The sequence below is a fragment of the Streptomyces sp. NPDC029216 genome (assembly GCF_040648015.1).
In the GTDB taxonomy this organism is placed as follows: domain Bacteria; phylum Actinomycetota; class Actinomycetes; order Streptomycetales; family Streptomycetaceae; genus Streptomyces.
Window position 1 is genome coordinate 85706 of sequence record NZ_JBEZWL010000007.1, and the last position, 26286, is coordinate 111991.

General features: G+C 70.6%; 22 protein-coding genes and 2 tRNA genes. 6 read left to right on the forward strand and 18 right to left on the reverse strand.

The window, feature by feature from the left end; translation table 11 throughout:
* Positions 1-105: 105 nt before the first annotated feature.
* From AB0F18_RS04945 to AB0F18_RS04960, 4 genes are all read right to left on the reverse strand, one after another.
* Positions 106-1125 carry a rod shape-determining protein gene (locus tag AB0F18_RS04945; RefSeq protein WP_008738981.1) on the reverse strand — a complete coding sequence of 340 codons (1020 nt, stop codon included), beginning with the start codon at positions 1123-1125 and terminating at the stop codon, positions 106-108.
* 306 nt (positions 1126-1431) lie between these two features.
* Entirely contained in the window at positions 1432-1842 is a 411-nt protein-coding gene (ndk, locus tag AB0F18_RS04950) for a nucleoside-diphosphate kinase (protein ID WP_361136923.1), read from the reverse strand.
* Between the two features lie 64 nt (positions 1843-1906).
* Entirely contained in the window at positions 1907-2257 is a 351-nt protein-coding gene (locus AB0F18_RS04955; RefSeq protein ID WP_362055070.1) for a DUF4233 domain-containing protein, read from the reverse strand.
* A 6-nt stretch (positions 2258-2263) separates the two neighbouring features.
* Positions 2264-3790 (reverse strand): folylpolyglutamate synthase/dihydrofolate synthase family protein, encoded by a 1527-nt coding sequence (locus AB0F18_RS04960; RefSeq protein ID WP_362055072.1) that lies wholly within the window; start codon positions 3788-3790, stop codon positions 2264-2266.
* Between the two features lie 117 nt (positions 3791-3907).
* On the opposite strand from AB0F18_RS04960, the gene AB0F18_RS04965 reads away from it, so the two are divergent.
* Entirely contained in the window at positions 3908-4957 is a 1050-nt protein-coding gene (locus tag AB0F18_RS04965) for a rod shape-determining protein (protein WP_362055074.1), read from the forward strand.
* Positions 4958-4974: 17 nt separating this feature from the next.
* Here AB0F18_RS04965 and AB0F18_RS04970 read toward each other — a convergent pair whose 3' ends face one another.
* Together AB0F18_RS04970 and AB0F18_RS04975 are read right to left on the reverse strand one after the other, a co-directional pair.
* Positions 4975-6123, reverse strand: a complete 1149-nt coding sequence (locus AB0F18_RS04970) for a histidine kinase (RefSeq protein ID WP_362055076.1) — start codon at positions 6121-6123, stop codon at positions 4975-4977.
* Between the two features lie 153 nt (positions 6124-6276).
* Complete coding sequence (locus tag AB0F18_RS04975) at positions 6277-8898, reverse strand: valine--tRNA ligase (RefSeq protein ID WP_362055078.1); 2622 nt, start codon at positions 8896-8898, stop codon at positions 6277-6279.
* A 174-nt stretch (positions 8899-9072) separates the two neighbouring features.
* Between AB0F18_RS04975 and AB0F18_RS04980 the strand changes: the two genes are divergently transcribed.
* Complete coding sequence (locus AB0F18_RS04980; protein ID WP_362055080.1) at positions 9073-10023, forward strand: hypothetical protein; 951 nt, start codon at positions 9073-9075, stop codon at positions 10021-10023.
* A gap of 500 nt (positions 10024-10523) precedes the next feature.
* Here the strand turns inward: AB0F18_RS04980 and clpX are convergent, their stop codons facing one another.
* The 5 genes from clpX to AB0F18_RS05005 form a co-directional block, all read right to left on the reverse strand.
* Entirely contained in the window at positions 10524-11810 is a 1287-nt protein-coding gene (gene clpX / locus AB0F18_RS04985; RefSeq protein ID WP_007264060.1) for an ATP-dependent Clp protease ATP-binding subunit ClpX, read from the reverse strand.
* Positions 11811-11963: 153 nt separating this feature from the next.
* A complete protein-coding gene (locus tag AB0F18_RS04990) occupies positions 11964-12632 on the reverse strand; it encodes an ATP-dependent Clp protease proteolytic subunit (protein WP_079426940.1) in 669 nt (222 codons plus the stop codon).
* A gap of 80 nt (positions 12633-12712) precedes the next feature.
* A complete protein-coding gene (locus tag AB0F18_RS04995) occupies positions 12713-13330 on the reverse strand; it encodes an ATP-dependent Clp protease proteolytic subunit (protein ID WP_362055082.1) in 618 nt (205 codons plus the stop codon).
* A gap of 276 nt (positions 13331-13606) precedes the next feature.
* A complete protein-coding gene (gene tig / locus AB0F18_RS05000; RefSeq protein ID WP_362055084.1) occupies positions 13607-15001 on the reverse strand; it encodes a trigger factor in 1395 nt (464 codons plus the stop codon).
* 165 nt (positions 15002-15166) lie between these two features.
* Positions 15167-15243: transfer RNA gene (locus AB0F18_RS05005), tRNA-Pro, on the reverse strand.
* Positions 15244-15424: 181 nt separating this feature from the next.
* Here AB0F18_RS05005 and AB0F18_RS05010 point away from each other — a divergent pair.
* Positions 15425-15495, forward strand: a tRNA-Gly gene (locus tag AB0F18_RS05010).
* Between the two features lie 65 nt (positions 15496-15560).
* Here AB0F18_RS05010 and AB0F18_RS05015 read toward each other — a convergent pair.
* The 4 genes from AB0F18_RS05015 to AB0F18_RS05030 all read right to left on the reverse strand — a co-directional run bounded on the left by AB0F18_RS05015 (position 15561) and on the right by AB0F18_RS05030 (position 19460).
* Positions 15561-15755 (reverse strand): hypothetical protein, encoded by a 195-nt coding sequence (locus AB0F18_RS05015; RefSeq protein ID WP_362055086.1) that lies wholly within the window; start codon positions 15753-15755, stop codon positions 15561-15563.
* A gap of 199 nt (positions 15756-15954) precedes the next feature.
* On the reverse strand, positions 15955-16416 hold the full coding sequence (locus tag AB0F18_RS05020; protein ID WP_362055088.1) for an HD domain-containing protein: 462 nt from the start codon (positions 16414-16416) through the stop codon (positions 15955-15957).
* Entirely contained in the window at positions 16413-17801 is a 1389-nt protein-coding gene (locus tag AB0F18_RS05025) for a pyridoxal-dependent decarboxylase (protein ID WP_362055090.1), read from the reverse strand. Before AB0F18_RS05025 ends, AB0F18_RS05020 begins: the two co-directional genes overlap by 4 nt.
* A 513-nt stretch (positions 17802-18314) precedes the next feature.
* Positions 18315-19460, reverse strand: a complete 1146-nt coding sequence (locus AB0F18_RS05030; protein ID WP_362055092.1) for a PP2C family protein-serine/threonine phosphatase — start codon at positions 19458-19460, stop codon at positions 18315-18317.
* A gap of 117 nt (positions 19461-19577) precedes the next feature.
* Here AB0F18_RS05030 and AB0F18_RS05035 point away from each other — a divergent pair, with 117 nt between their 5' ends.
* Complete coding sequence (locus AB0F18_RS05035; protein WP_362055094.1) at positions 19578-20816, forward strand: GNAT family N-acetyltransferase; 1239 nt, start codon at positions 19578-19580, stop codon at positions 20814-20816.
* Between the two features lie 13 nt (positions 20817-20829).
* Here AB0F18_RS05035 and AB0F18_RS05040 read toward each other — a convergent pair whose 3' ends face one another.
* Both AB0F18_RS05040 and AB0F18_RS05045 read right to left on the reverse strand, forming a co-directional pair.
* Positions 20830-21636 carry a DNA-formamidopyrimidine glycosylase family protein gene (locus AB0F18_RS05040; RefSeq protein ID WP_362055096.1) on the reverse strand — a complete coding sequence of 269 codons (807 nt, stop codon included), beginning with the start codon at positions 21634-21636 and terminating at the stop codon, positions 20830-20832.
* 75 nt (positions 21637-21711) lie between these two features.
* Positions 21712-22200, reverse strand: coding sequence for a ribose-5-phosphate isomerase (locus tag AB0F18_RS05045; protein ID WP_362055098.1), 489 nt, complete (start codon positions 22198-22200; stop codon positions 21712-21714).
* A gap of 219 nt (positions 22201-22419) precedes the next feature.
* Between AB0F18_RS05045 and AB0F18_RS05050 the strand changes: the two genes are divergently transcribed.
* Positions 22420-23886, forward strand: a complete 1467-nt coding sequence (locus AB0F18_RS05050) for an amino acid permease (protein ID WP_362055100.1) — start codon at positions 22420-22422, stop codon at positions 23884-23886.
* Positions 23887-23973: 87 nt separating this feature from the next.
* Here the strand turns inward: AB0F18_RS05050 and AB0F18_RS05055 are convergent, their stop codons facing one another.
* A complete protein-coding gene (locus tag AB0F18_RS05055; RefSeq protein WP_362055102.1) occupies positions 23974-24558 on the reverse strand; it encodes a biotin transporter BioY in 585 nt (194 codons plus the stop codon).
* A 284-nt stretch (positions 24559-24842) separates the two neighbouring features.
* Here AB0F18_RS05055 and AB0F18_RS05060 point away from each other — a divergent pair, with 284 nt between their 5' ends.
* The gene (locus tag AB0F18_RS05060; protein WP_362055104.1) at positions 24843-26255 is read left to right on the forward strand and encodes an amino acid permease; all 1413 of its coding nucleotides are present in this window, start codon (positions 24843-24845) and stop codon (positions 26253-26255) included.
* Positions 26256-26286 lie beyond the last annotated feature (31 nt).

The following is a 26286-nucleotide window of genomic DNA, read 5'->3' on the forward strand; positions in this document are numbered from 1 at the left end:
GGGCTGCACCGGACTGTGCCTGTATATCAACGATCCGCCGCACGGGTGCGGCAGCACCCGTACGGCGGATCCTTGTGTTCCACATGCCCCGTTACGGGGATTTGATCACCGCCGGGGCTGGGCGTCCAGGACCTGCTGGAGGGCCTCGAACTCCTCGACGCACTTGCCGGAGCCGAGGGCGACGGAGTCGAGCGGGTCCTCGGCGATGTGGATCGGCATGCCGGTCTCCCGGCGCAGCCGCTCGTCGAGGCCGCGCAGCAGGGCGCCGCCGCCGGTGAGCACGATGCCGCGGTCCATGATGTCGCCGGAGAGCTCCGGCGGGCACTTGTCGAGGGTCGTCTTGACGGCGTCGACGATGGCGTTGACGGGCTCCTCGATGGCCTTGCGCACCTCGGCCGCGGAGATGACCACGGTCTTGGGGAGGCCCGAGACCAGGTCGCGGCCGCGGATCTCGGTGTGCTCGTCCTTGTCGAGGTCGTACGCCGACCCGATGGTGATCTTGATCTGCTCGGCGGTGCGCTCGCCGAGGAGGAGCGAGTACTCCTTCTTGATGTGCTGGATGATCGCGTTGTCCAGCTCGTCGCCGGCCACCCGGATGGACTGTGCCGTGACGATTCCGCCGAGGGAGATGACGGCGACCTCGGTGGTGCCGCCGCCGATGTCCACGACCATGTTGCCGGTGGCCTCGTGGACGGGCAGGCCCGAGCCGATGGCGGCGGCCATGGGCTCCTCGATGATGTGCACCTGGCGGGCGCCGGCCTGCGTGGACGCCTCGATGACGGCGCGGCGCTCCACTCCGGTGATACCGGAGGGCACGCAGACCACCACGCGCGGGCGCGCCAGGTAGCGACGCTTGTGGATCTTGAGGATGAAGTACCGGAGCATCCGCTCGGTGATCTCGAAGTCGGCGATCACGCCGTCCTTGAGGGGGCGTACGGCGACGATGTTGCCGGGCGTCCGGCCGATCATCTTCTTCGCCTCGGAGCCGACCGCCAGGATGCCACCGGTGTTCGTGTTGATGGCGACCACGGACGGCTCGTTCAGGACGATTCCCCGGCCCCTCACGTACACCAGCGTGTTGGCGGTCCCGAGGTCGATCGCCATGTCACGGCCGATGAACGACATGTTGTTCCCCTTGTTCCCCATGAGGAGCGTCTGGCCTTCCAGTTGATAGCGGCTGCTGTCAGGTCGGCGAGGTGGGTGTGTGGGTGGAGGCCCCATCGTAGTGCCGCAGGTACGGACATCGCGCGACGGGACTCCGGCAATCCCGCCGGAACGGATACCCGCCCCCTTAGTGGTGACGTCGTGTCCTGTCCATGCGTTCCCGGGTAGCGCCCGCAATACCGAAGGGCGACCGAAATTACTTCGGTCGCCCCAGGTCATGAGCGCTATTTGGCTGATGTCACGTCAGGAAAGAGTGCTCGCGGCCGCTCAGAGAGCGGGGAAGAACAGCTTCAGCTCGCGCTCCGCGGACTCCTCGGAATCCGAGGCGTGGATCAGGTTCTCCCGGGTGATGGAGCCGAAGTCGCCCCGGATGGATCCGGGCGCGGCGGCGATCGGATCGGTGGGTCCGGCCAGCTGGCGGACACCCTCGATCACGCGTTCCCCTTCCACCACGAGGACGACGACCGGGCCGCTCGCCATGAAGCCCATGAGGGGCTCGTAGAAGGGCTTGCCCTTGTGCTCCCCGTAGTGCGTCTCCAGGGTCTCCTGGTCCAGCGTGCGCAGCTCCAGCGCCGGAATGGTCCAGCCGGCCTTCCGCTCGATCCGGCCGATGATCTCGCCGATCAGGCCACGACGGACGGCGTCCGGCTTGAGGATGACGAGCGTGCGCTGGGTCATGTTCCAACTCCTTGCGGCATACGGGTGCGGTGGGACGAATCTACAGGGCCGTTACGGGGACCCGTCACGCAGCGTCAGCCTCCGCCTGGCGGGCGGCCCAGCTCGCCTTGATCGCGTCGATCCGCCGGCCGTAGTGCACCGAGCACCACCACAGGCCCGCGAAGACCGCGCCCAGGAAGAACATCGTCGGGACCACGAAACCGCTCGCGATCAGGCCGATCTGCAGCGCCCAGCCGAGCTCCACCGCACCGCGGCGCGACAGCATCCCGCACAGCAGCACCGACAGCAGCATCGTCACGCCGCAGACCGTCCACACCTCGGCCTGGGTCAGGTCCGGGTCCTTCATGGCCACCAGGCCCGCGAAGCCGACGACGAAGAATTCACCGATCAGCGTGCTCGCGCAGAGCGTGCGCATCGATCCTCAGCCCCTCTTGAACAGCAGGCGCGCCTCGCCCACCGTGATCACGGAACCGGTCACGAGGACCCCGGCCCCTCCGTACTCGGCCTCTTCCTCCGCGAGCGTGACGGCCGCCTCCAGGGCGTCGTCCAGCCGCGGCTCCACCTGCACCCGGTCGGGGCCGAAGACCTCGACCGCGATCGCGGCCAGCTCGTCGGCGCCCATGGCGCGGTGGCTGGTGTTCTCGGTGACCACGACCTCCGCGAAGATCGGCTCGAAGGCCTCGAAGACGCCCTTGACGTCCTTGCCCTCGCTCGCCGCCACCACGCCGATCAGCCGGCTGAAGCCGAAGGCCTCGGTGACGGCCTCAGCGGTGACCTGCGCGCCCGCCGGGTTGTGCGCGGCGTCCAGGATCACCGTCGGGCTGCGGCGCACGACCTCCATGCGGCCCGGCGACGTCACCGAGGCGAAGGCCTGCCGCACCGTGTCCGCGTCCAGCTCCCGCGCCTGCTGCCCGCCGACGCCGAAGAAGGCCTCGACGGCGGCCAGGGCGACCGCCGCGTTGTGCGCCATGTGGGCGCCGTACAGCGGCAGGAAGATGTTGTCGTACTCGCCGCCCATCCCGCGCAGGGTCAGCATCTGGCCGCCGACCGCCACCTCGCGGGAGACCACGCCGAACTCCATGCCCTCGCGGGCCACGGTCGCGTCGACCTCGACGGCGCGCTTCAGCAGCACCTGCGCCGCGTCCACCGGCTGCTGCGCCAGGATCACCGTGGCGTCCTGCTTGATGACGCCGCCCTTCTCCTGGGCGATCTCACCGGGCGTGGAGCCCAGCCGGTCCGTGTGGTCCAGGCTGATCGGGGTGATCACCGCGACCGAGGCGTCGATCACGTTCGTGGCGTCCCAGGTACCGCCCATGCCGACCTCGATCACGGCCGCGTCCACGGGCGCGTCCGCGAAGGCCGCGTACGCCATGCCCGTGAGGACCTCGAAGAAGGACAGCCGGAAGTCCTCGGAGGCGTCGACCATCTCCACGTACGGCTTGATGTCGTGGTAGGTCTCGATGAAACGCTCGGCGCTGATCGGCGCCCCGTCCAGGCTGATCCGCTCGGTGACGGACTGGACGTGCGGGCTGGTGTAGCGGCCGGTGCGCAGCTCGAAGGCGTTCAGCAGGGCCTCGATCATGCGGGCCGTGCTGGTCTTGCCGTTCGTACCGGTGACGTGGATGGTCGGGTAGGCGCGCTGGGGCTGGCCCAGGACGTCCATCAGCGCCTCGATGCGGCTGACGGACGGGTCCAGCTTGGTCTCGCCCCAGCGGGTGGACAGCTCCTGCTCCACCTCCAGCAGCGCCTTGGCCACCTCGGGGTCCTCGGGGCGGGCGGGCACCGGGTCGCCCGTGGGCGGTCCTGCCTGGGCGCGCAGGGTGCGGCTGCCGGCCTCGATCACCGCCAGGTCGGGGTCGCGGTCTGACTCTTCCGCCACTATCTGGTCGAACTCGTCGAACGTACCGTCGCGGTCGCGGTCGGGGCCCTCGGGCTGCTGCTCACTCACAGCCCCAGTCTACGGACGCGGGCCCGGAGGACTTTCGGCCCGGCCGTTTCGGGACCTTCGGCGGCGAAAGCGACCGGATCGTTATGAAAGTCTTGCGGACGGGAGATTGGGGAACAAATGCCGCAGGCCAGTACCGACAAGACCGCCTCCAGCCGCGACATAGGCATAGATCTGGGGACCGCGAACACCCTCGTCTACGCCCGCGGACACGGGATCGTGCTCAATGAGCCGTCCGTGGTCGCGGTCAAGGCCGGCACGACCACCGCCCTCGCCGTCGGCGCGGAGGCCAAGGAGACCATCGGCCGCACCCCGGGCTCCATCACCGCGATCCGCCCCCTCAAGGACGGGGTGATCTGCGACTACGAGGCCGCCGAGGAGATGATCCGGCACTTCGTCCGCAAGGCGGTCCCCGGCCGGCGGCCCCGCACCCGCATGGTGATCTGCGTACCGTCCGGGGTCACCCCGGTCGAACGGCGGGCCATCGTCCACGCCTCGACCCGGGCCGGCGCCAGGAGCGTCCACCTGATCGAGGAGCCGATGGCGGCCGCGATCGGCGCCGGGCTGCCGGTGGCCGAGCCGCGCGGCTCGATGGTCGTGGACATCGGCGGCGGCACCTCCGAGGTGGCCGTCATCTCCCTCGGCGGGATCGTCACCTCGCAGTCCCTGCGCATCGGCGGGGACCGGCTCGACGCCTCGATCATGGACTACGTGCGCAAGGAGCACTCCCTGCTGATCGGCGAGCGCACCGCCGAGGACGTCAAGGTCGCCATCGGCTCGGCCTGGCCCGTCCCCGAGCGGCCGGAGCTGGAGACCCGCACCTTCACCGTGCGGGGCCGGGAGAGGGTCGGCGGCATGCCCAAGACCCTGGAGCTGACCGCGACCGATGTACGGGCCGCGCTGGACGAGCCGGTCGAGGCGATCATCGCCGCCGTCCGCGCCACCCTGGAGGAATGCCCGCCCGAGCTGTCGGGCGACGTCATGGAGCACGGCATCGTGCTCACCGGCGGCGGCGCGCTGCTGCCCGGCCTGGACCTGCGCATGGCCTCCGCGACCGGTATCCCGGTCTTCGTCGCGGACGCGCCCCTGGACTGCGTGGCCCTCGGCTCGGGCCGCTGCGTCGAGGACCTCGACACCCTGGGCTCCCTGCTGTCCCCGGCGAAGGCCTGACGGGCCCTCCGGCGGGGTCAGCCGCGCGGCAGGGTCGCGACGACCTCGTACGCGTCCTCGCCCCGGCGGGCCGTCAGCGTCCCGCCCAGGCTGCGGACGCGCTCGGCCATGCTCGCCGTGCCCGACCCGGCCGAGACCGGCGCCCGGCCCGGGGTGCGGGCCGGGAGGGCGTTGCTGACGGAGATCCTCAGGTGCGGGCCGTCCGTCCGGACCGACACCTCGATGGTCTCGCCCTGCGCGTGCTTGGCCGCGTTCGTCAGGCACTCCTGCACCACCCGGTAGACCGCCGCCTGCCGCAGCGGGGACAGCGCGTGCGCCTGCGGGTCCATCGTCAGCCGGACCGGCGAACCGGCCCGCCCGCTCTCCTCCGCCAGCGCCGCCAGCCCCTCCACCCCGGGGGTCGCCGCCCGCTCGCCGCGCTGCACGATGATCTCGTTCAGCACCAGGTGGGCCCGCCGGGCCGTGTCGGACAGCTCTTCGAAGTCCTTCGCGTACGGGGTCTCGCGCGCCCGCATCGACAGCACCTCGGAGCGCACGGTCAGCAGGGTCAGCTCGCGCCCGACGAAGTCGTGGACGTCGCGGGCGACGGAGGTCCGCTCCTCCTGGACGGCGTTCAGCACGGCCGCCTCGGCCCGCCGGGCCTCCAGTTCGCGCACCAGGTCGTGCCGGTAGGCAGCGACGCCGACGGCCGAGGCGAGCACCCCGATGGGCACGATCAGGCTGAGGAAGGAGCTGAGGGTCGCCGCCTTCGGCTCGGGCCAGCCCGGCAGGCAGAACACGCCGAGCGCGAAGGCGACGTAGCCGGTGGTGGCGAGGACCGCGGCCCGGCGGCCCCGGTTGCGGCCGACGGAGTACAGGGCGAACTGGATCAGCGTCAGCTCGTGCAGCCAGCCGATGAACAGCAGGGCGGTGAGGTACGCCGCCCAGGGCATCCGGCGCCGCACCAGCAGGCTCGTACAGCCGGCCGTGAGTACCAGGGCGGCCTGCCAGCCGTTGAGCGAGTTGTCGGCGGCGGCCAGGCCCGGCAGGTCCAGCGCCATCAGGCCCAGACAGCTCAGCGCGGCGAGGGCGTCCTGCGCCCGGGGCGAGGCGCCCCAGCCCTCGGCGAGCCGGCGCCCGGAGGCCACGGCCCGGTTCCATGCCGGGACGGAGGGCTTCAGGTGCATGCCCCCCATCATGCGTGGTCCGTGCCCGGGATCGACTCAGCCTTTCGGACATATCAAGTGATAAACGGCACTCGGGGTAGGGGCGTACGTCCCGCCCCGGCACGCAAAAGGCCCCCGCCGGGGGCGGGGGCCTTTCTCGCGATGCGCTGCCGGCTAGGCGGCGGGCAGGGCGTCCAGCTGGGCCTGGATCCGGGCGATGTCCGCCTCGGCCTTGGCCAGACGGCCCTTGATCTTGTCCACGACGTTGTCGGGGGCCTTGGCCAGGAAGGCCTCGTTCCCGAGCTTCGCCTCGGCCTGCTGCTTCTCCTTCTCGGCGGCGCCGAGGTCCTTGGAGAGGCGCTTGCGCTCGGCGGCCACGTCGATGGTGCCGGACAGGTCGAGGGCGACCGTGGCGCCGGCGACCGGCAGGGTGGCGGTGGCGCTGAAGCCCTCGCCCTCCGGCTGGAGGCGCAGCAGCTGACGGATGGCACCCTCGTGCGCGGCCAGCGGCGTACCGGCCAGGTCCAGGCGGGCCGGGACCTTCTGACCGGGCTGCAGACCCTGGTCGGCGCGGAACCGGCGGACCTCGGTGACGACGGCCTGGAGGTTCTCGATCTCCGCCTCGGCGGCCTCGTCGCGGAAGCCGCTGTCGGTCGGCCACTCGGCGATCACGATGGACTCGCGGCCCGTGAGGGTGGTCCACAGGGTCTCGGTGACGAACGGGACGACCGGGTGCAGCAGGCGCATCAGGACGTCCAGGACCTCGCCGAGGACGCGGCCGGAGGCCTTGGCGCCCTCGCCACCGGCGAAGAACGTGGTCTTCGACAGCTCGACGTACCAGTCGAACACCTCGTCCCACGCGAAGTGGTACAGGGCGTCCGCGAGCTTGGCGAACTGGTAGTCCTCGTAGAAGGCGTCGACCTCGGCCACCGTCTTGTTCAGGCGGGAGAGGATCCAGCGGTCGGTGGCCGACAGCTGTTCGGCCGGCGGCAGCTCGCCCTCGATCGTCGCGCCGTTCATCAGCGCGAAGCGCGTGGCGTTCCAGATCTTGTTGGCGAAGTTGCGGGAGGCCTGGACCCAGTCCTCGCCGATCGGCACGTCGATGCCCGGGTTGGCGCCCTTGGCCAGCGTGAAGCGGACCGCGTCGGAGCCGTACTTGTCCATCCAGTCCAGCGGGTTGACCGCGTTGCCGAAGGACTTCGACATCTTCTTGCCGAACTGGTCGCGGACCATGCCGTGCAGGGCGATGGTGTGGAACGGCGGGGTGCCGTCCATCGCGTACAGGCCGAACATCATCATCCGGGCGACCCAGAAGAAGAGGATGTCGTAGCCGGTGACCAGGACGGAGTTCGGGTAGAACTTCGCCAGGCTCTCGGTCTGCTGCGGCCAGCCGAGGGTGGAGAACGGCCACAGGCCCGAGGAGAACCACGTGTCGAGCACGTCGGTGTCCTGGTGCCAGCCCTCGCCGGCCGGCGGCTGCTCGTCCGGTCCGACGCAGACGACCTCGCCGCCCGGGCCGTACCAGACGGGGATGCGGTGGCCCCACCACAGCTGGCGCGAGATGCACCAGTCGTGGAGGTTGTCGACCCAGTCGAAGTACCGCTTCTCCATCTCCTGCGGGTGGATCTTGACCTTGCCGTCGCGGACCGCGTCACCGGCGGCCTTGGCGAGCGGGCCGACCTTGACCCACCACTGCATCGACAGGCGCGGCTCGATGGTGGTCTTGCAGCGCGAGCAGTGGCCCACGGAGTGGACGTACGGGCGCTTCTCGGCGACGATCCGGCCCTCGGCGCGCAGCGCGGCGACGATGGCGGAACGGGCCTCCAGGCGGTCCAGGCCCTGGAAGGGGCCGTGCGCGGTGATGACCGCGCGCTCGTCCATGACGGCGAGGTTGGGCAGGTTGTGGCGCTGGCCGATCTCGAAGTCGTTCGGGTCGTGCGCCGGGGTCACCTTGACGGCGCCGGTGCCGAACTCCGGGTCGACGTGCGTGTCGGCGACGACCGGGATGCTGCGGTCGGTCAGCGGCAGCTTGATCTCGCGGCCGACGAGGTGCTTGTAGCGCTCGTCGTCCGGGTGGACGGCCACGGCGGTGTCGCCGAGCATCGTCTCGGCGCGGGTGGTCGCCACGACGAGGGAGTCCTCGCCCTCGCCGTACCGGATGGAGACGAGCTCGCCGTCGTCGTCCTGGTACTCGACCTCGATGTCCGAGATCGCGGTCAGGCAGCGCGGGCACCAGTTGATGATGCGCTCGGCGCGGTAGATCAGCTCGTCGTCGTAGAGCTTCTTGAAGATGGTCTGGACGGCCTGGGACAGGCCCTCGTCCATCGTGAAGCGCTCGCGGGACCAGTCGACGCCGTCGCCGAGGCGGCGCATCTGGCCGGAGATCTGGCCGCCGGACTCGGCCTTCCACTGCCAGACGCGCTCGACGAACGCCTCGCGGCCCAGGTCGTGGCGGGACTTGCCCTCCTTGGCGAGCTCGCGCTCGACGACGTTCTGGGTGGCGATGCCGGCGTGGTCCATGCCGGGCTGCCACAGGGTCTCGAAGCCCTGCATGCGCTTGCGGCGGGTGAGGGCGTCGATCAGCGTGTGCTCGAAGGCGTGGCCCAGGTGGAGCGAGCCGGTGACGTTCGGCGGCGGGATGACGATGGTGTACGCGGGCTTCTCGCTCGCGGGGTCTGCGGTGAAGTATCCACGCTCTACCCAGCGCTCGTAGAGCTTCCCCTCTACCTCGGCCGGCGCGTACTGGGTCGGCAGTTCGGAGTTGGGGGCACTGGGTGTCTGCGTGTTCTCGGTCACGGGGCACAGGATACGGCGGGTGCCGCCCGCGTCACGAATCGATACCGCAGGGGGCGGGGCGCAGGCGCGTGCGCGTCGTAGCTCGGTAACGACTGGGACCCCGATGCCCTGTCCTGGCTGCGCTTCCGCCAGGATGTGTGAAACGGATAAGCAGACCTCACAGGGGGACTCGGGATGAGTTACAACCAGCCAGGGCCGTACGGCCAGCAGCCCCAGCAGCCGGGCCCCTACGGGCAGCAGCCCCCGCAGCAGCCCAACCCGTACGGCCAGCCGGCCCCGCAGCCGGGCTACGGCTACCCCCAGCAGGCCCCGCCGCCGCCCCCGCCGCCGGCCTACCCCCAGCAGGGCGGCTACCAGCAGCCCCCGCCGCCGCCCCAGCCCGCGTACGGCTACCAGCAGCCGCAGCCCCCGCAGCAGCAGGCGTACATGCCCCCGCCGCAGCCCCCGAAGAAGTCCAAGGCGGGCCCGATCATCGCGGTGGTCGCGGTCGTGGCCGTCATCGGCGGCGCCGGCTGGTGGTTCCTGGGCTCGGGCGGCTCGGTCTCCGACGCCACGAAGGGCTACAAGCTGGTCGCGCCGGAATCGGTGGGCGAGTTCCAGAAGAACCCGAGCTACAAAGAGTCGCCCATCACCGACAAGGACAAGCAGGATGCCGAAGCGGCTGGCATCAAGAACCCGACCAAGGTGGGTATGAGCTACCTGGCCGGCGACCCCAAGACCCCGCTGACCAACAAGAACCTGAGTTTCAGCGGCTTCTACGGTGAGATCGCCGACCCGGAGAAAGCGGTCGACGGCTACTTCGCCATGGCCAAGCTGAACCTCTCCAAGACCAACGACAAGATGACGGCCGATCTCATCGGCAGCCCGAAGCAGATCACCCCGTCAGGCTTCAAGGGCGCGGTGCTCAAGTGCCAGGAGCTCAAGTACACCTCGAAGGACCCGAAGGCGACGGGCGGCATCAAGGAGTTTTCGGCACCGATCTGCATCTGGGGTGACTACAGCACCCTGGGCGTGGTCAGCGCTGGTGACACGGCCTCCGCACTGGCCGGCAAGGCCGGCTACACCCTGGAGCAGGACGCGGACCTCGCCGCGAAGATCTACAACACCGCCCGCGTCAAGGCCTGATCAGCCGGGCGCCCGGCGAGGGCATTTGCTGCCCTCGCCGGGCCCGGCTACATCACCAATCCGCCGCGTAACACGCCCCGACAGCGTCCGCGTCCCTCACCCCGATGCTGGTCAACCCGATGACACACTGAGCCCAGCGCCCAGGGTTCCAACGGTCGGCACCCGTCCTGCAGGCAGACTCCACGTTCGGGCCGACCCTGTAGCCCCTGTCGATCAGGTAGAGCTGGCAATCACCCTGATCAGCAGACGCGGGTGAAGCCACCACAATCGGCAGGGCAGCAGCGGCGAATACCACCGCCAGGACCCCTCCTGCGCGCTTCTTCTTCATGTCTCGTTCCCCTCTATAGAAGACGGCGTCGAGACAAAGTCGATCAAGGAAGCGGAAATCACGCCAAGGATCGAACGAACTACTGTCCGATTAATGGTGAAGGTCGTCCTGAATGCAAGGAGGGGCGCCCCGGGCATCCGGAGCGCCCCTTCTGCGTGCAACAGCCGTGCGGCTACGCCGACTTCTCGTGCGGGCCCTGGTCCTTCGGGACGATGCGGGGGACCAGGGTCGGGTTGACGTTCGAGCGGACCACGTCCGCCGTGATGACCACGCGGGCCACGTCCTTGCGGGACGGGACCTCGTACATCACCGACATCAGGACCTCCTCCATGATGGCGCGCAGGCCGCGCGCGCCGGTCTGGCGCAGGATGGCCTGGTCCGCGATGGCCTCCAGGGCCTCGCGCTCGAAGTCCAGTTCCACGCCGTCGAGTTCGAAGAGGCGCTGGTACTGCTTCACCAGGGCGTTGCGCGGCTCGACCAGGATCTGGAGGAGGGCCTCGCGGTCCAGGTTGTGGACCGAGGTGATGACGGGCAGACGGCCGATGAACTCGGGGATCATCCCGAACTTCACCAGGTCCTCCGGCATGACCTCCTGGAACTGGTCGCTCGCCTCGATCTCCCGCTTCGAGCGGATCGTCGCCCCGAAGCCGATGCCCTTGGCGCCCGCGCGCGACTCGATGATCTTCTCCAGGCCGGCGAAGGCGCCGCCCACGATGAAGAGCACGTTCGTCGTGTCGATCTGGATGAACTCCTGGTGCGGGTGCTTGCGGCCGCCCTGCGGCGGGACCGAGGCGGTCGTGCCTTCCAGGATCTTCAGGAGGGCCTGCTGGACGCCCTCGCCCGAGACATCGCGGGTGATCGACGGGTTCTCGCTCTTGCGGGCGACCTTGTCGATCTCGTCGATGTAGATGATCCCGGTCTCGGCCTTCTTGACGTCGTAGTCGGCCGCCTGGATCAGCTTGAGGAGGATGTTCTCCACGTCCTCGCCGACGTAGCCGGCCTCCGTCAGCGCCGTCGCGTCGGCGATGGCGAACGGGACGTTCAGCATGCGGGCCAGCGTCTGGGCCAGCAGGGTCTTGCCCGAGCCCGTGGGGCCCAGCAGCAGGATGTTGGACTTCGCGAGCTCGATCGCGTCGTCACGGCCCTGCGCGCCGCCGTTCTCGCCGGCCTGGACGCGCTTGTAGTGGTTGTACACCGCTACCGAGAGCGCCTTCTTCGCCGGCTCCTGGCCGACGACGTAGCTCTCCAGGAACTCGTAGATCTCACGGGGCTTGGGGAGTTCCTCCCACCGGACCTCGGAGGTCTCCGCGAGTTCCTCTTCGATGATCTCGTTGCAGAGGTCGATGCACTCGTCGCAGATGTACACACCGGGTCCTGCGATGAGCTTCTTCACCTGCTTCTGGCTCTTTCCGCAGAACGAGCACTTGAGCAGGTCGCCGCCGTCACCGATGCGTGCCACGAGGTGCTTCCCCTTCGCCTGGGAGACGCTTGGTTCAGCGCTCCTGGTGCCTCATATCCGACGGTACCTTGCCGGGGGCCCCGTACGGGGCCCCCTTGACGCGGTTCACATCGCAGAATCCTGCGGTGCGGCCACGCCAACTGGCGGCAAGGATCAGGCCGCGTTCATCTTGCGGGTCGAGACGATCTGGTCGATCAGCCCGTAGGCCAGCGCGTCCTCGGCCGTGAGGATCTTGTCGCGCTCGATGTCGTCGCGGATCTTCTCGATCGGCGTAGTCGAGTGCTTGGCCAGCATGCTCTCCAGCTGGTCGCGCATGCGCAGGATCTCGTTGGCCGCGATCTCCAGGTCGGAGAGCTGCTCGCGGCCGGTGCCGCCGGACGGCTGGTGGATCAGCACGCGGGCGTTCGGGAGGGCCATGCGCTTGCCCGGGGTGCCGGCGGCGAGCAGGACCGCGGCGGCGGACGCCGCCTGGCCCATGCAGACCGTCTGGATGTCGGGCTTCACGAACTGCATCGTGTCGTAGATGGCCGTCAGCGCCGTGAAGGAGCCGCCGGGGCTGTTGATGTAGATCGAGATGTCGCGGTCCGGGTCCATCGACTCCAGGCACAGCAGCTGCGCCATGACGTCGTTGGCGGAGGCGTCGTCGATCTGCACGCCGAGGAAGATCACGCGCTCTTCGAAGAGCTTCGCGTACGGGTCGTACTCGCGCACGCCCTGCGAGGTGCGCTCGACGAAGCGCGGGACGACGTAGCGGTTGTCCACCTGCGGGCCGGAGTAGAGGCCGCTCGCGGAGAAGTTGTTCTGCATCTGGGTGTTCACCATCCTGGTGGCGTTCTACGGGCTGGGGTTGCCTGGAGCGGGCCTGGGGGCGTACGAGAGCCCGTACGCCGGGCCCGGGGCGGTCAGGCCCCGGTGCCGCCGCCGCCCGGAGCGAGGGACGCGGCCGCGATGATGTCGTCGATCAGGCCGTACTCCTTGGCCTCCTCGGCGGTGAACCAGCGGTCGCGGTCGCCGTCGCGGATGATCGCCTCGACGGTCTGGCCCGAGTGGTGGGCGGTGATCTCGGCCATGCGCTGCTTGGTGCGCAGCAGGTACTGGGCCTGGATCTTGATGTCCGACGCGGTGCCGCCGATGCCGGCGGAGCCCTGGTGCATCAGGATGTCGGTGTTCGGGAGCGCGAAGCGCTTGCCCGGGGTGCCGCCGGTGAGCAGGAACTGGCCCATGGAGGCGGCCATGCCCATGCCGATGGTGACGACGTCGTTCGGGATGAACTGCATGGTGTCGTAGATCGCCATGCCGGCCGTCACGGAGCCACCGGGGCTGTTGATGTACAGGTAGATGTCCTTGTCCGGGTCCGCGGCCAGGAGCAGGAGCTGCGCCGTGATCTTGTTGGCGATCTCGTCGTCGACCTGCTGGCCGAGGAAGATGATGCGCTCGCCGAGCAGCCGGTTGTAGACATGGTCGCCGAGGCCGCCACCGATGGACGGCTCACCCGCGGCGTAAGGCTTCAGATTCGTCACGTATCCACCTGCTCGTCTCCGACGGCCACATGCCGTCTCAGCGTCTCGTTCTGGGGCGCGGACCGGCCGGTGGTGCGATGCCCCGCCGGCTCCGGGTACTCCCGTGCCCTCGTATTCATGGACCCTAACGCGCAGGTCGGACAACGCCATCCCGCTTCCCGAACTGTTCGCTCGGAGCGCAAGGTCCCGAGGGCCTTCCGAGGGGGTGCGGAAGGGCCCGGACGCGGCTGCGTCCGGGCCCTTCGCGGCACTGCTCAGCGGGCTTCGCCCGGGGTGTTACTTGGCCTCGTCGGCCTTGGCCTCGTCGTCACCCTCGACGGCGGCCTCGACGACCTCGGCGGCCGTCTCGATCTCGTCCTCTTCGTCGGACAGGTCGATGACCTCACCCTTGGTGTCGACGACCTTGGCGGCCTCGACGACGACCGCGAGGGCCTTGCCGCGGGCGACCTCGCCGACCAGCATCGGGACCTGGCCGCCCTCGACGACGGCCTGGGCGAACTGGTCGGGGGACATGCCGGAGGACTGCGCACGGCGCATGAGGTGCTCGGTGAGCTCCTCCTGGTTGACGCCCAGCTTCTCCTTGTTGACCAGGGCGTCGAGGACGAACTGGGTCTTGATGCCCTTGACGGCCTGCTCGGAGGTCTCGGCGTCGAACTCCTCGACCGTCTTGCCCTGGATCTCCAGGAACTTCTCCAGGTTCAGACCCATCTGGCCGAGCTGGTGGTGCTCCAGGTTGTGCTTGCGGGTCTGGACCTCGTCCGCGAGGAGCTTCTCGGGGATCGGGACCTCGACGAGCTCCAGCAGCTTCTCCAGGACGCGCTCCTGGGCCTGGGTGGCCTGGTCGTACTGCTTCATGTTCTCGAGGCGCTTGCGGCTGTCCGCCTTGAGCTCCTCCAGGGTGTCGAACTCGCTCGCCATCTGGGCGAACTCGTCGTCCAGCTCCGGCAGCTCACGGGCGGAGACCTTGGTGACCTTGACGGTGACCTCGGCGTCCTTGCCCTCGGCGGAGCCGCCCTTCAGCTGCGAGGTGAAGGTGGCCTCGCCGCCGGCCTCCAGGCCCTTGACGGCCTCGTCGATGCCGTCGAGGAGCTCGCCCGAGCCGATGGTGTACGAGACGTCGGTGGCGACGCCGTCCGCGAGGACCTCGCCGTCGACCTTGGCTTCGAGGTCGATGGTGACGACGTCACCCTCGGCGGCGGCGCGCTCGACGTCCTTGGTGGACGCGAAGCGGCCGCGCAGCTGCTCGACGGACTTCTCGACGTCCTCGTCCGAGACCTCGACCGCGTCGACCTCGACCTCGATGCCGGAGTAGTCCGGGATCTCGATCTCGGGGCGGACGTCCACCTCGGCGGTGAACTTCAGGAGCTCGTTGTCCTTGAGCTCCGTGATGTCGACCTCGGGCTGGCCCAGCGGGTTCAGGTCCGCCTCGTTGACGGCCTCGGTGTAGAACTTCGGGAGGGCGTCGTTGACGGCCTCCTCCAGCACCGCACCGCGGCCGAAGCGCTGGTCGATGACGCGGGCAGGGATCTTGCCCTTGCGGAAGCCCTTCACCGTGACCTGCTGGTTGATCTTCTTGTACGCCGCGTCGAGGCTGTCCTTGAGCTCCTCGAAGGGCACCTCGACAGTGAGCCGAACCCGAGTCGGGTTCAGGGTCTCCACGGCGCTCTTCACGGTTCGGTCTCCTTGTGGCTGACTGCTGGGGGTTCTGCCGGAACGCTGTGAATCAGCGGCCTCGACGGATTCGGCCCGGTACATCAGACACACGGGCACGCAGCTTGCATAGTAACCGCAAGCGGCAATCAGCCCACAACGCGATCTTCGTGGGGACCCTGCTGGTGGTCGGGGTGGCCGGATTCGAACCGACGACCTTCCGCTCCCAAAGCGGACGCGCTACCAAGCTGCGCCACACCCCGTCGGTGCGACACGTAGGGTACATGCCCGAAGACGCTCCGGCGCCCCCGGTTTTCCCGCCGGGCGTACGCGCGCGCGGAGCGGAGCGGGGACACGGCGCTGGAAAGCGGTGTGCACTCCCCCGGTACGACCCGCTAGGATGCTGTTCGTGCCGCGGTCCGACGGACCTGCGGCGCATGCGTTGCGGGTGTAGCTCAATGGTAGAGCCCTAGTCTTCCAAACTAGCTACGCGGGTTCGATTCCCGTCACCCGCTCTGAACGGCTCAGGGCCGGGTCGAGGACGTCTCCTCGGCCCGGCCCTGACGCGTTTCACCGCCGCTCACAGCTTGATGCCGGCGATGGTGTCCGCGAGGGAGTTCAGGAAGCGGTTGACGTCCGGGGCGATGGAGCTGGACGCCAGGAAGAAGCCGAAGAGGACGGCGATGATCGCCGGGCCCGCCTTGATGTGCTTGCCGCGGATCAGGATCACCAGGATGACCGCCAACAGAACCACCACTGACAGCGAAATGGCCACTACTGATCACACCTTCGGTCGTCCCCTGGCCGGCCCGGGGCGCACCCCCGTGCCCACCCCCACATGGACCATCCTCCCACCAACCGGGGCCACCTATCCGCCTCGTGACGAATCGCCGGCACCTCTTTCCCGCCCTTTCCCATCAAGCACGTACGAACCGGGCGCATTTCGGGCGTGCGGGAGGGTGCCGGGCGGGAGGTCAGGGAGTGGGGATGCCGAGGAGTGAGCGGACGCGTGCGTACTTGGCGGTCAGCCGGTCGCGGGTGGGCGCGTCCAGCACGGAGAGACGTACGGGATCCGCGTTGTGCGCGAGGTCGGCCTCCTTGACGAGGACGGCGCCGGGCGTGGCCAGGATGCGGGCGGTGTACTCCTCCAGCGGTTCTCCGGGGCGTTTCGTGAGGGCCAGGACCATGTCCTTGACCTCCTGCGGGAGGGCCGCCGCCGCGAGCTCCTCAGCGCTGAGGGCCTCGTCCTCGACGGAGTCGTGCAGCCAGGCCGCGGCCTGCTGGGCGGGGCTGCCGCCGCGCAGGCGGACGCCCTCGGCCACGGCCGCGAGGTGCCCGGCGTAGGGTCGGCCGGCCTTGTCGGTCTGGCCCTCGTGCGCGGAGCGGGCCAGGGCCTCGACCTCGGCGAGGGTGAGGGACCGGTTCCGGTCGGTCATGCGATCTCCTTCGCTGCCGTGCGGAGGGCCTCGGCGGCCCGGCGCACGTCCGCCTGCGTCGTCCGCCAGTTGGAGAACGCGGCGCGCAGGGCGGGGGTTCCCCCGAGGACGGTGGGGGTCACGAAGACCTCGGCGGCGACGGCCTCGCGGAGGGCGGCCAGCCGTTCGGGGGTGGGGTCCTCGGCGAGGGTGAAGCAGACGACGTTGAGGCGGACGGGGGCGAGCAGGCGCAGGGCAGGGTCCTCGCCGAGGAGGCCGCCGAGGGCGCGGGCGCAGGCGACGTCCCGTTCGACGATCTCCCGGTGGCCCTCGCGGCCGTAGGCGCGCAGGGTGAACCACGCGGCCAGGGCCCGCAGCCGGTGGGAGTTCTCGGGGGTCAGGTGCACCAGGTCGGGATCGTCGCCGAGGGGGCCGAGGTAGGCGGCGGAGTTGGCGAAGACGCGGGCCTGGAGGTCCCGGCGGCGGGTGAACTGGACGGCGCTGTCGTAGGGGACGTTGAGCCACTTGTGCAGGTCGACGCAGACGGAGTCGGAGGCGTCGAGGCCCTCGGTGAGGTGGGCGTGTTCCGGGGAGAGGGCCGCGAAGGCGCCGAAGGCTGCGTCGGTGTGCAGCCAGAAGTCGTGGCGGGCGCGGAGGGCGGCGACGGCCCGGAGGTCGTCGAAGTCCACGGTGTTGACGGTGCCGGCGTTCGCGACGACGACGGCCGGGCCGGGCGTGTCGGCGAGGGCGCGGTCCAGGGCGGCGGGGTCGACGGCCTCGCGGCCGGGCAGGGTGGGCACCGGGACGAGGGCGGCGCGGCCGAGGCCGAGGACGGAGAGGGCCTTGGCGATGGAGGAGTGCGGGGCGCCGGAGAGGACCCGGACGGGGCCGAGGGCGGCGACGCCGTCCTCGGCCGGGGAGACGCCGAGGCGCTCGCCGAGCCACTCGCGGGCGATGGCGAGGCCGGCGGTGTTGGACAGGGTGGCGCCGCTGACGAAGGTGCCGGTGTGGGCGGGGGTCAGCCCGAAGAGCTCGCGCAGCCAGCCGACGGTCTCGCGTTCGAGGTGCTGGCCGGCGGGGTCGAGGGAGGAGTTGGAGTTCTGGTCGTGGGCGGCGGTCAGCCAGTCGCCCGCGAGGGCGGCGGGGGTGGCGCCGCCGGTGACGAAGCCGAGGTAGCGGGGGCCGGCGGAGGCGGAGAGCCGGGGCTCCCAGCGGGTCCGGAACTCGTCGAGGGCGGCCGCCGTGCCGGTGGCGTGCGCGGGCAGGGGGCGGGGTTCCGGCGGCCCGTCCTGCGGGGGCAGGACGGGCCGCGCGGCCAGCCCCGCGAGCGCCTCGCCTGCGGCGTGGCGGGTGGCGTCGAGGAGGGCGGGGAGGTGGGCGAGGTCGGCGGCGAGCGTGGGGTCCATGGGCGGACGGTAGCCCTGCCGGGGGCGGGGCGGACCTGCCAATCGCCACGCAGTGGCCCGGTCCCGCGAACCGGTGCCCCCGCTGCGCGGAGCCGTCCCCGACCCGCCCTTCCACCGTTCCCCGGGCTCCGCCCGGACCCGCGCCTCAAACGCCGGCGAGGCTGGAAAGACCCGGGGCTCCGCCCCGGACCCCGCGCCTCAAACGCCGGCGAGGCTGGATTTTGCCGCTGCCCGGCAATTCCAGCCCGCGCGGCGTTTGAGCGCACCGGGCGCGCAGCGCCCGGAAACGGGGTCAGGGGCAGCGCCCCTGGGAACTGGGTAGCTGGGGGAGGAAGGGCGGGTAGGGGACCGCTCCGCGCAGCGGCACGGACCCGCAGGCGACGGCCGGGCTCGGCCAGGGGCAGCGGCCCCGCCCGGCGCCCGACGGACGGAGTCCGGCGCAGCGGCGCGAAGCCGGGGAGGCCGCTCGCGGCCGAGCCGCGCGAGCGGCGCGTCAAGAAGGTGTGCGGCGCGTCAAGAAGATGTGCGGCGGATGAGGAGGAGGGCTCGGTCGTCGTTGACGTCCTTCGCCACCTTTTCGATCAGGTGCCACGCCGCCCCCTCCCAGCCGGCGGCCACGTACCGGTCGGCCTCGCCGGTGAGGCGGTCGATGCCCTCGCTGATCTCGCGGTCCGCGGTCTCGACCAGCCCGTCGGTGAAGAGCATCAGGACGTCCCCGGGGCGGAGGTTTCCGCGCGCGGGCTCGAACTCGGCGCCGTCGTAGACGCCCAGGAGGGGGCCCTCGCCGGACTTCTCCTGCCAGCGCCCGGTGCCGGCGGACAGCTGGAGCGCGGGCAGGTGGCCGGCGGAGAGGAGTTCGTAGTCGCCGGTCTCCAGGTCCAGGACGAGGTGGATGGAGGTGGCGAAGCCCTCGTCCCAGTCCTGGCGGAGGAGGTAGCCGTTGGCAGCGGGGAGGAAGTCCTGCGGCGGGAGGGCTCCGAGGAGGCCGCCGAAGGCACCGGAGAGGAGGAGGGCTCGGGAGCCGGCTTCCATGCCCTTGCCGGAGACGTCGGTGAGGACGACCTCCAGGGTGCGGCCGCCGTTGGTGCGGGCGGCGACGACGAAGTCCCCGGAGAACGACTGCCCGCCGGCCGGCCGCAGGGCCATCTCGCGGTGCCAGCCGGGCGGCAGGGCGGGCAGCTTGCTCTGCACCCGGATGCGTTCGCGCAGGTCGAAGAGCATGGTGCCGCCGCGCCGCCACGGCACGCCGACGCGGCTGCGGAACTGGGCGATGATCAGGCCGAAGAACCCGCAGGCGGCGACGACGAGGACGGTGCCCGGGGTGACCCTGGCCGGCCCCTCGGTGTAGGGGCCGAGGACCAGGGCCTCGACGATCAGGGCGGTCGCGGAGGCGGCGTAGAGGCCGAGCAGGCTGGCCGGCCGCAGCAGCAGGCCGCCGGCCACGATGGGCAGGACGAGCGCCGACGGGGAGAACCAGACGGGCAGCATCAGGGTGCCGCAGGCGATGGCGGGGACGGTGAGCAGCAGGCCGCCGAAGGCCAGCCAGTCGGAGGCGTCCCCGCGGAAGTAGTCGACGGCGGATTTGCGCAGGGCTGTGCGCGCCCGGTGCGACATCATGCGCGTCCGGGCCGTCAGCATCTCCATACGTGCTCCGGCCATTGCTTCGGGACCTTATCCATCATGGCTGGGTGCGCGCAGGGGTACCCCCGTTCCGCGGGCCTGCTGCTGCCCGAAAAAGGTTCGACCGGGCCGTATTGCCCTGGTAGCAATGGCCCCATGGCTCTTGATACGCGCGTATTGCAGGCTGATGAGTGGGATGCCTGGTACGACCATCTCGAACTTGCGTTCGGTGGCGTGCCGGAGTCCCCCGAGGAGCGGGCGCTCTACCGCTCCCTGACGGAGCCCGGCCGCTCGCTGGGCGTATGGGACGGCGGGACGTGCGTCGGCTCGGCCGGGGCCTTCAGCTTCCGGCTGTCGGTGCCGGGCGGGGCGGTGGTTCCGGCGGCGGGCGTGACCATGGTCGGCGTGGCGCCGACCCACCGCAGGCGGGGCGTGCTGACCTCGATGATGCGGCGCCAGCTGGACGACGTCCGCGCGGGTGGCGAAACGGTCGCAGTGCTGACGGCCTCGGAGCCGGAGATCTACGGGCGCTTCGGCTACGGCACGGCCGCGTACGCCCTGTCGGTCGACGTCGACACCACCCGCGTACGGCTGCAGGTGCCGCCGGGGACGGACGGGGTGCGGCTGCGGCTCGTGGACCCGGAGAAGGCGCTGGCCGACTGCGAGCGGGTGTACGCCGCCCTGGTCCCGGGCCGGCCGGGGATGACGGCCCGGCAGCCGGGGTGGGAGCGGCAGGCGCTGCTGGACCCGGAGTCACAGCGGGAGGGGGCGTCGCCGCTGAAGTGCGTGGTGGCGGAGGACGCGGACGGCGAGGTCGTCGGCTACGCGCGCTACCGGGTGCGGTCGGACTGGGAGCAGACCGGGGCGGACGGCAAGGTGCTGGTGGGGCAGGTGGACGCGCTGGACCCGGCGGCGTACGCGGCGCTGTGGCGGTACCTGTTCGAGATCGACCTGACCTGGCACGTACGGGCGACGGGGCGGCCGATGGACGATCCGCTGCTGCACCTGGTGAACGACGTCCGGCGGATCCGGGCGCGGCAGCGGGACGCGCTGCACCTGCGGGTGGTGGACCTGCCGGGGGCGCTGGAGGCGCGGGGGTACGAGGCTCCGGTAGACGTGGTGCTGGAGGTGGAGGACGGCTTCTGCCCGTGGAACGCGGGGCGGTGGCGGCTGACCGCCGCTGCCGAGGGGGGCGGGGTGCGGTGCGTGCGGACCTCCGACGCGGCGGAGCTGGCCCTCTCGGCGCGGGAGCTGGGGGCCGCGTACCTGGGCGGGGTCACGCTGGCCTCCCTCGCGGGGGCGGGGCGGGTGCGGGAACTCCGGCCGGGGGCCCTGCGGGAGGCGTCGCGGGCCTTCGCGGGGCACGCCGCCCCCTGGCTCCCCCACGGGTTCTGAGGCCGGACACCCCCTAGCGGCGCTGGCAGGCCGGGCACCAGAAGAGGTTGCGGGCGGCGAGGTCGGCGGTGCGGATCTCGCCCCCGCAGATGTGACACGGCTGGTTCGCGCGCCGGTAGACGTACACCTCGCCCCCGTGGTCGTCGACCCGCGGCGGGCGCCCCATCGCCTCCGGGAGGTGCTCGTCGCGCACGGTGTCGATGCGGTTGCGGCGGACGCCCTCGCGCATCAGCTCCACCAGGTCCGCCCACATCGCGTCCCATTCGGCACGGGTGAGGTCCCTGCCCAGGCGGTAGGGGTCGATGCCGTGCCGGAAGAGGACCTCGGCGCGGTAGACGTTGCCGACGCCCGCGATGATCTTCTGATCCATCAGCAGGGCGGCGATCGTCGTACGGCTGCGGGAGATGCGGGACCAGGCGCGGCCGGGGTCGTCGGCCGGGCGCAGCGGGTCGGGGCCGAGGCGGTCGTGTATCGCCTTCTTCTCGGCCTCGGTGACCAGCGCGCAGGCCGTCGGGCCGCGCAGGTCCGCGTAGTGGTCCTCGTTCAGCAGCCGCAGCCGCACCGTGTCGGCCGCCGGCGGGGCCGGGGCGGGGCCGAAGCCGAGCTTGCCGAAGAGGCCGAGGTGGATGTGGATCCAGGCGTCGCCGAGCTCCAGGAAGAGGTGCTTGCCGTGTGCCTCCGCGCTCTCCAGCTCGCGGCCGTCGAGCAGGGCCGCGCTCTCGGCGAAGCGTCCCTGGGGGCTGCTGACCCGGACCGGGCGGGCGGCGAAGCGCTCGCTGTGGTCCTGGGCGAGGCGGTGGATCGTGTGGCCCTCGGGCACGGCCTTGCTCCTGCGTCCATGTGAAGCGGAAATGGGTGTGCCGCCGGACGGCCTGCGTCCGGCGGCACGGGCGTGCTACTGGTCCTGCGGGTGGTGGGCCGGGATCGGGGGGAGCTCGCCGGTCTGCTCGTAGGCCGAGAGCATGTCGATGCGGCGGGTGTGGCGCTCCTCGTCGGAGTACGGGGTCGCGAGGAAGGCCTCGATGAAGCTGGTGGCCTCGTCCTGGGTGTGCATACGGCCGCCGACGGAGATGACGTTGGCGTTGTTGTGCTCACGGCCGAGCTTCGCGGTCTCCACGCTCCAGGCGAGGATGGCGCGGACGCCCTTGACCTTGTTCGCGGCGATCTGCTCGCCGTTGCCGGAGCCGCCGATCACGACGCCGAGGCTGTCGGCGTCCGCGGCGGTCTTCTCCGCGGCGCGCAGGCAGAACGGCGGGTAGTCGTCGACGGCGTCGTAGATGTGGGGCCCGCAGTCGACGGGCTCGTGGCCGTTGTTCTTGAGCCAGTCCACGAGGTGGTTCTTGAGCTCAAAGCCGGCATGGTCGGATCCGAGATACACGCGCATGGGTCGAGTGTGGCATGCGAGGCCTTGAGGGACCGCAGAGGGGTGTCGCATAAATCACTTCTAAACCTCAAGTAAACCCAAAGAACGCAGACGGGAGGGGTCGGGACCTTGGTCCCGAGATGGGGGCCTTGGGTAACCATCGGAAGAAGGTCTTCCGTACTGGCCGGAAATCGGGTTTGAATGCCGGAACTCTCCACCCGAGAACCTAAGGATTCGTCCATGAGCACGACGACGACCCTTCAGAAGGCAGGCGACCCGACCGGCGAACCCGGTTCCGCCCAGCCCTCCGACGGTCTCAAGGCCGGTCTCAAGAACCGCCACCTCTCCATGATCGCCATCGGCGGTGTCATCGGCGCCGGCCTGTTCGTCGGCTCCGGCGGCGGTATCGCCAAGGCCGGCCCCGCCATCCTGATCTCGTACCTCCTCGTCGGTGCGATGGTCGTCTTCGTGATGCGGATGCTCGGCGAGATGGCCGCCGCCAGCCCGAACTCGGGCTCCTTCTCCGCGTACGCCGACCGGGCGCTCGGCCGCTGGGCCGGCTTCTCCATCGGCTGGCTGTACTGGTTCTTCTGGGTCGTCGTGCTCGCCGTCGAGGCGACCGCCGGCGCGAAGATCCTCGAAGGCTGGGTCCCGGCCGTCCCGCAGTGGGCCTGGGCTCTGATCGTCATGGTGGTCCTGACGGCCACCAACCTCGGCTCCGTCGCCTCCTACGGCGAGTTCGAGTTCTGGTTCGCCGGCATCAAGGTCGTCGCCATCGGCGCCTTCGTGGTCGTCGGCATGCTCGCCGTCTTCGGCGTGCTGCCGGGCTCGGACAACCCGGGCGCGGGCTTCGCCCACCTCACCGACGCCGGCGGATTCATGCCGAACGGCTGGGGCTCGATCCTCACCGGTGTGCTGATGGTCGTCTTCTCCTTCATGGGCAGCGAGATCGTCACCCTGGCGGCCGGCGAGTCCGAGGACCCGCGCCGCGCGGTCACCAAGGCCACCAACTCGGTGATCTGGCGCATCGGCGTCTTCTACCTGGGCTCGATCTTCATCGTCCTGACCCTGCTGCCCTGGAACGACGAGTCGATCGTCAAGAAGGGCTCGTACGTCGCCGCGCTGGACTCGATCGGCATCGCGCACGCCGGCCAGATCATGAACGTGATCGTCCTGACGGCCGTCCTGTCCTGCCTGAACTCGGGCCTCTACACCGCTTCCCGCATGGCGTTCTCGCTGGGCGAGCGCGGTGACGCGCCCAAGGCCTTCGCCAAGACCAGCAAGAACGGCGTCCCCACGGTCGCCATCCTGGGCTCGGTGGTGTTCGGCTTCATCGCCGTCTACTTCAACTACACCTCCCCGGACACGGTCTTCAACTTCCTGCTGAACTCGTCGGGCGCCATCGCGCTCTTCGTGTGGCTGGTCATCTGCCTGACCCAGCTGCGGATGCGCGGGATCCTGATGCGCGAGGCTCCGGAGAAGGTCACCGTCAAGATGTGGCTCTTCCCGTACCTGACCTGGGCCACCGCCGCGATGATCACCTTCGTCCTCGGCTACATGGTCTACGACAAGGACAACCGCGAGACGGTGCTGTACTCCCTGCTCGTCGCGGCCGTCGTGATCGCGATCGGCGTGGTGCGCAACGCCCGCCGCAAGGGCGAGCTCGCGTCCGAGGCCGCGGTCGAGGCCGCGGTCGACGCCGCCTGACCGGCCCCGCAGACGACAGCAGCCCCGGACCGCCCGCTCGCGGTCCGGGGCTGCTGTGCAGGCACCGGCAGGTGTGTCCGTACGGGGTCAGCCGCGGCGGCCGGCCAGCTTCCAGGCGGCCGGCAGCGCGCCCATGGCCAGCGCGGCCTTGACGGCGTCGCCGATCAGGAACGGGGTCAGGCCCGCCGCGAGGGCGGCAGCGAGCGACATCCCCGTGACGGCCATCAGGTACGGCACGCCCACCGCGTAGATCACGGCCGAGCCCAGCACCATCGTGCCCGCCGTGCGCAGCACCGAGCGGTCCCCGCCGCGCTGCGCGAGGGCGCCGACGAGGGTGGAGGCCAGCAGCATGCCGAGCACGTAGCCGAAGGAGGCCCCGCCCGCGCCGGAGGTGCCGTGCGCGAACCACGGCAGGCCGGCCGCGCCCAGGGCGGCGTACAGGCCGAGTGCGAGGAAGCCGCGGCGGGCGCCGAAGGCGGTGCCCACGAGCAGGGCGGCGAAGGTCTGGCCGGTGACCGGGACGGGCGAGCCGGGTACGGGTACGGAGATCTGCGCGGCCAGACCGGTGAGCGCGGCTCCGCCGACGACGAGCGCGACGTCGCGGACGCGGCTCGCGGGCAGCAGGTCGGCGAGGACGGCGCCGGGCCGGAAGGAGACGGAAGCAGTGCTCATGAGGGGGCTCCGCGGGGTGGTGATCTACAGGACACCGTGACGCTAGTGCGCGCCGCCGCACCGCCCCACCGTCGGCCGGGACAAAGGCGTACTGTCCGGTTTGGTGGGGACCACACAAAGTCCACGCCCTACACCCGAGTTGAAGTGATCCCCATCACGGGGAACATCCGACGGCACGTCCTTTTTGCTCCCACGGGCGCCCTCCAGCGAGACTGTAGGGTCCCGCCAATCCCTTGCGCAGCCCCCAGCGCCGCTTGGCCGACCGAGAGTACGAGCACCTCCTCATGCGCGACCCACTGCCCGAACCGTCCGTCACCGAGGGCGGCCTGCCCCCGGAACCCCTGAGTCACAGCCTCAAGCAGCGCCACCTGACCATGCTGGGCCTCGGCGGCGTGATCGGCGCCGGGCTCTTCGTCGGCTCCGGCGCCGGCATCGGCATCGCCGGCCCCGCGATCATCTGTTCGTACCTGCTCGCGGGCGCGCTCGCGATGCTGGTGATGCGGGCGCTCGGCGAGATGTCGGCGGCGATGCCCGCCTCCGGCTCCTTTTCGGTCTACGCGGAGAAGGCCCTGGGGCGCTGGGCCGGGTTCTCGGCGGGCTGGCTGTACTGGTTCCTGCTGGTCGTGGTGCTCGCCGTGGAGGCGACGGGCGCCGCGAAGATCGCCCACGGCTGGCTGCCGTCGGTCGACCAGTGGGTGTGGGTGTTGGCCTTCATGGTGGTCTTCACCCTGACCAACCTGGCCGCCGTGCGGAACTTCGGCGAGTTCGAGTTCTGGTTCGCCGCGCTCAAGGTCGGCGCGATCGTGCTGTTCCTGGTCCTGGGGACGCTGGCGGTCTTCGGCCTGCTGCCCACTGCGTCCAATCCCTCTGGCGATCCGGTGGGCCTGGCCAACCTGACCGGGCAGGGCGGGTTCTTCCCCAAGGGCATGGGCGGGGTGGTCGCCGGCATGCTCGCGGTGGTCTTCGCGTTCGGCGGCCTGGAGGTCGTCACCATCGCGGCCGCCGAGTCGGACGACCCGGCCCGGTCGGTGTCCCGCGCGGTGCGCAGCGCGGTGTGGCGCATCCTCTTCTTCTACGTCGGCTCGATGCTGGTCATCGTGACCCTGCTGCCGTGGGACTCGCTGGAGCCGGGCCAGAGCCCGTACGTGGCCGTGCTCGACTCCATCGGGATCCCGGCTGCCGGGCAGATCATGAACATCGTGGTGTTCGTGGCGCTGCTGTCGGCGCTCAACGCGAACCTGTACGGCTCCTCGCGCATGATCTTCTCGCTCGCCGAGCGGGGTGAGGCGCCGCAGGCGCTGCTGAAGGTGTCGGGCGGCGGGGTGCCGCGGCGGGCGGTGCTGGCCTCGGTGGTCTTCGGGTTCGTGTCGGTGGTGCTGAACCTGCTGTGGCCGGACACGGTCTTCCTCTACATGCTCAACGCGGTCGGCGCGGTGCTGCTGTTCGTGTGGGCGCTGATCGCGGTCTCGCAGCTGCGGCTGCGGCCCCGGCTGGAGCGGGAGATGCCGGAGCGGCTGACGCTGCCGATGTGGGCGTTCCCGTACCTGACGTGGGCGGCGCTGCTGGGGATGGCGGCGGTGCTGGTGCTGATGCTGTTCGACGACTCGGCGCGGCCGCAGCTGCTGTGGTCCTCGGGCGCGGCGGCGGTGGTCCTGCTGGTGGCCGCCTACCGCGAGGTGCGGGCGCGCCGGGGCTGAGGTCCCGTCATACGCCGGACGGCCCGGGGCT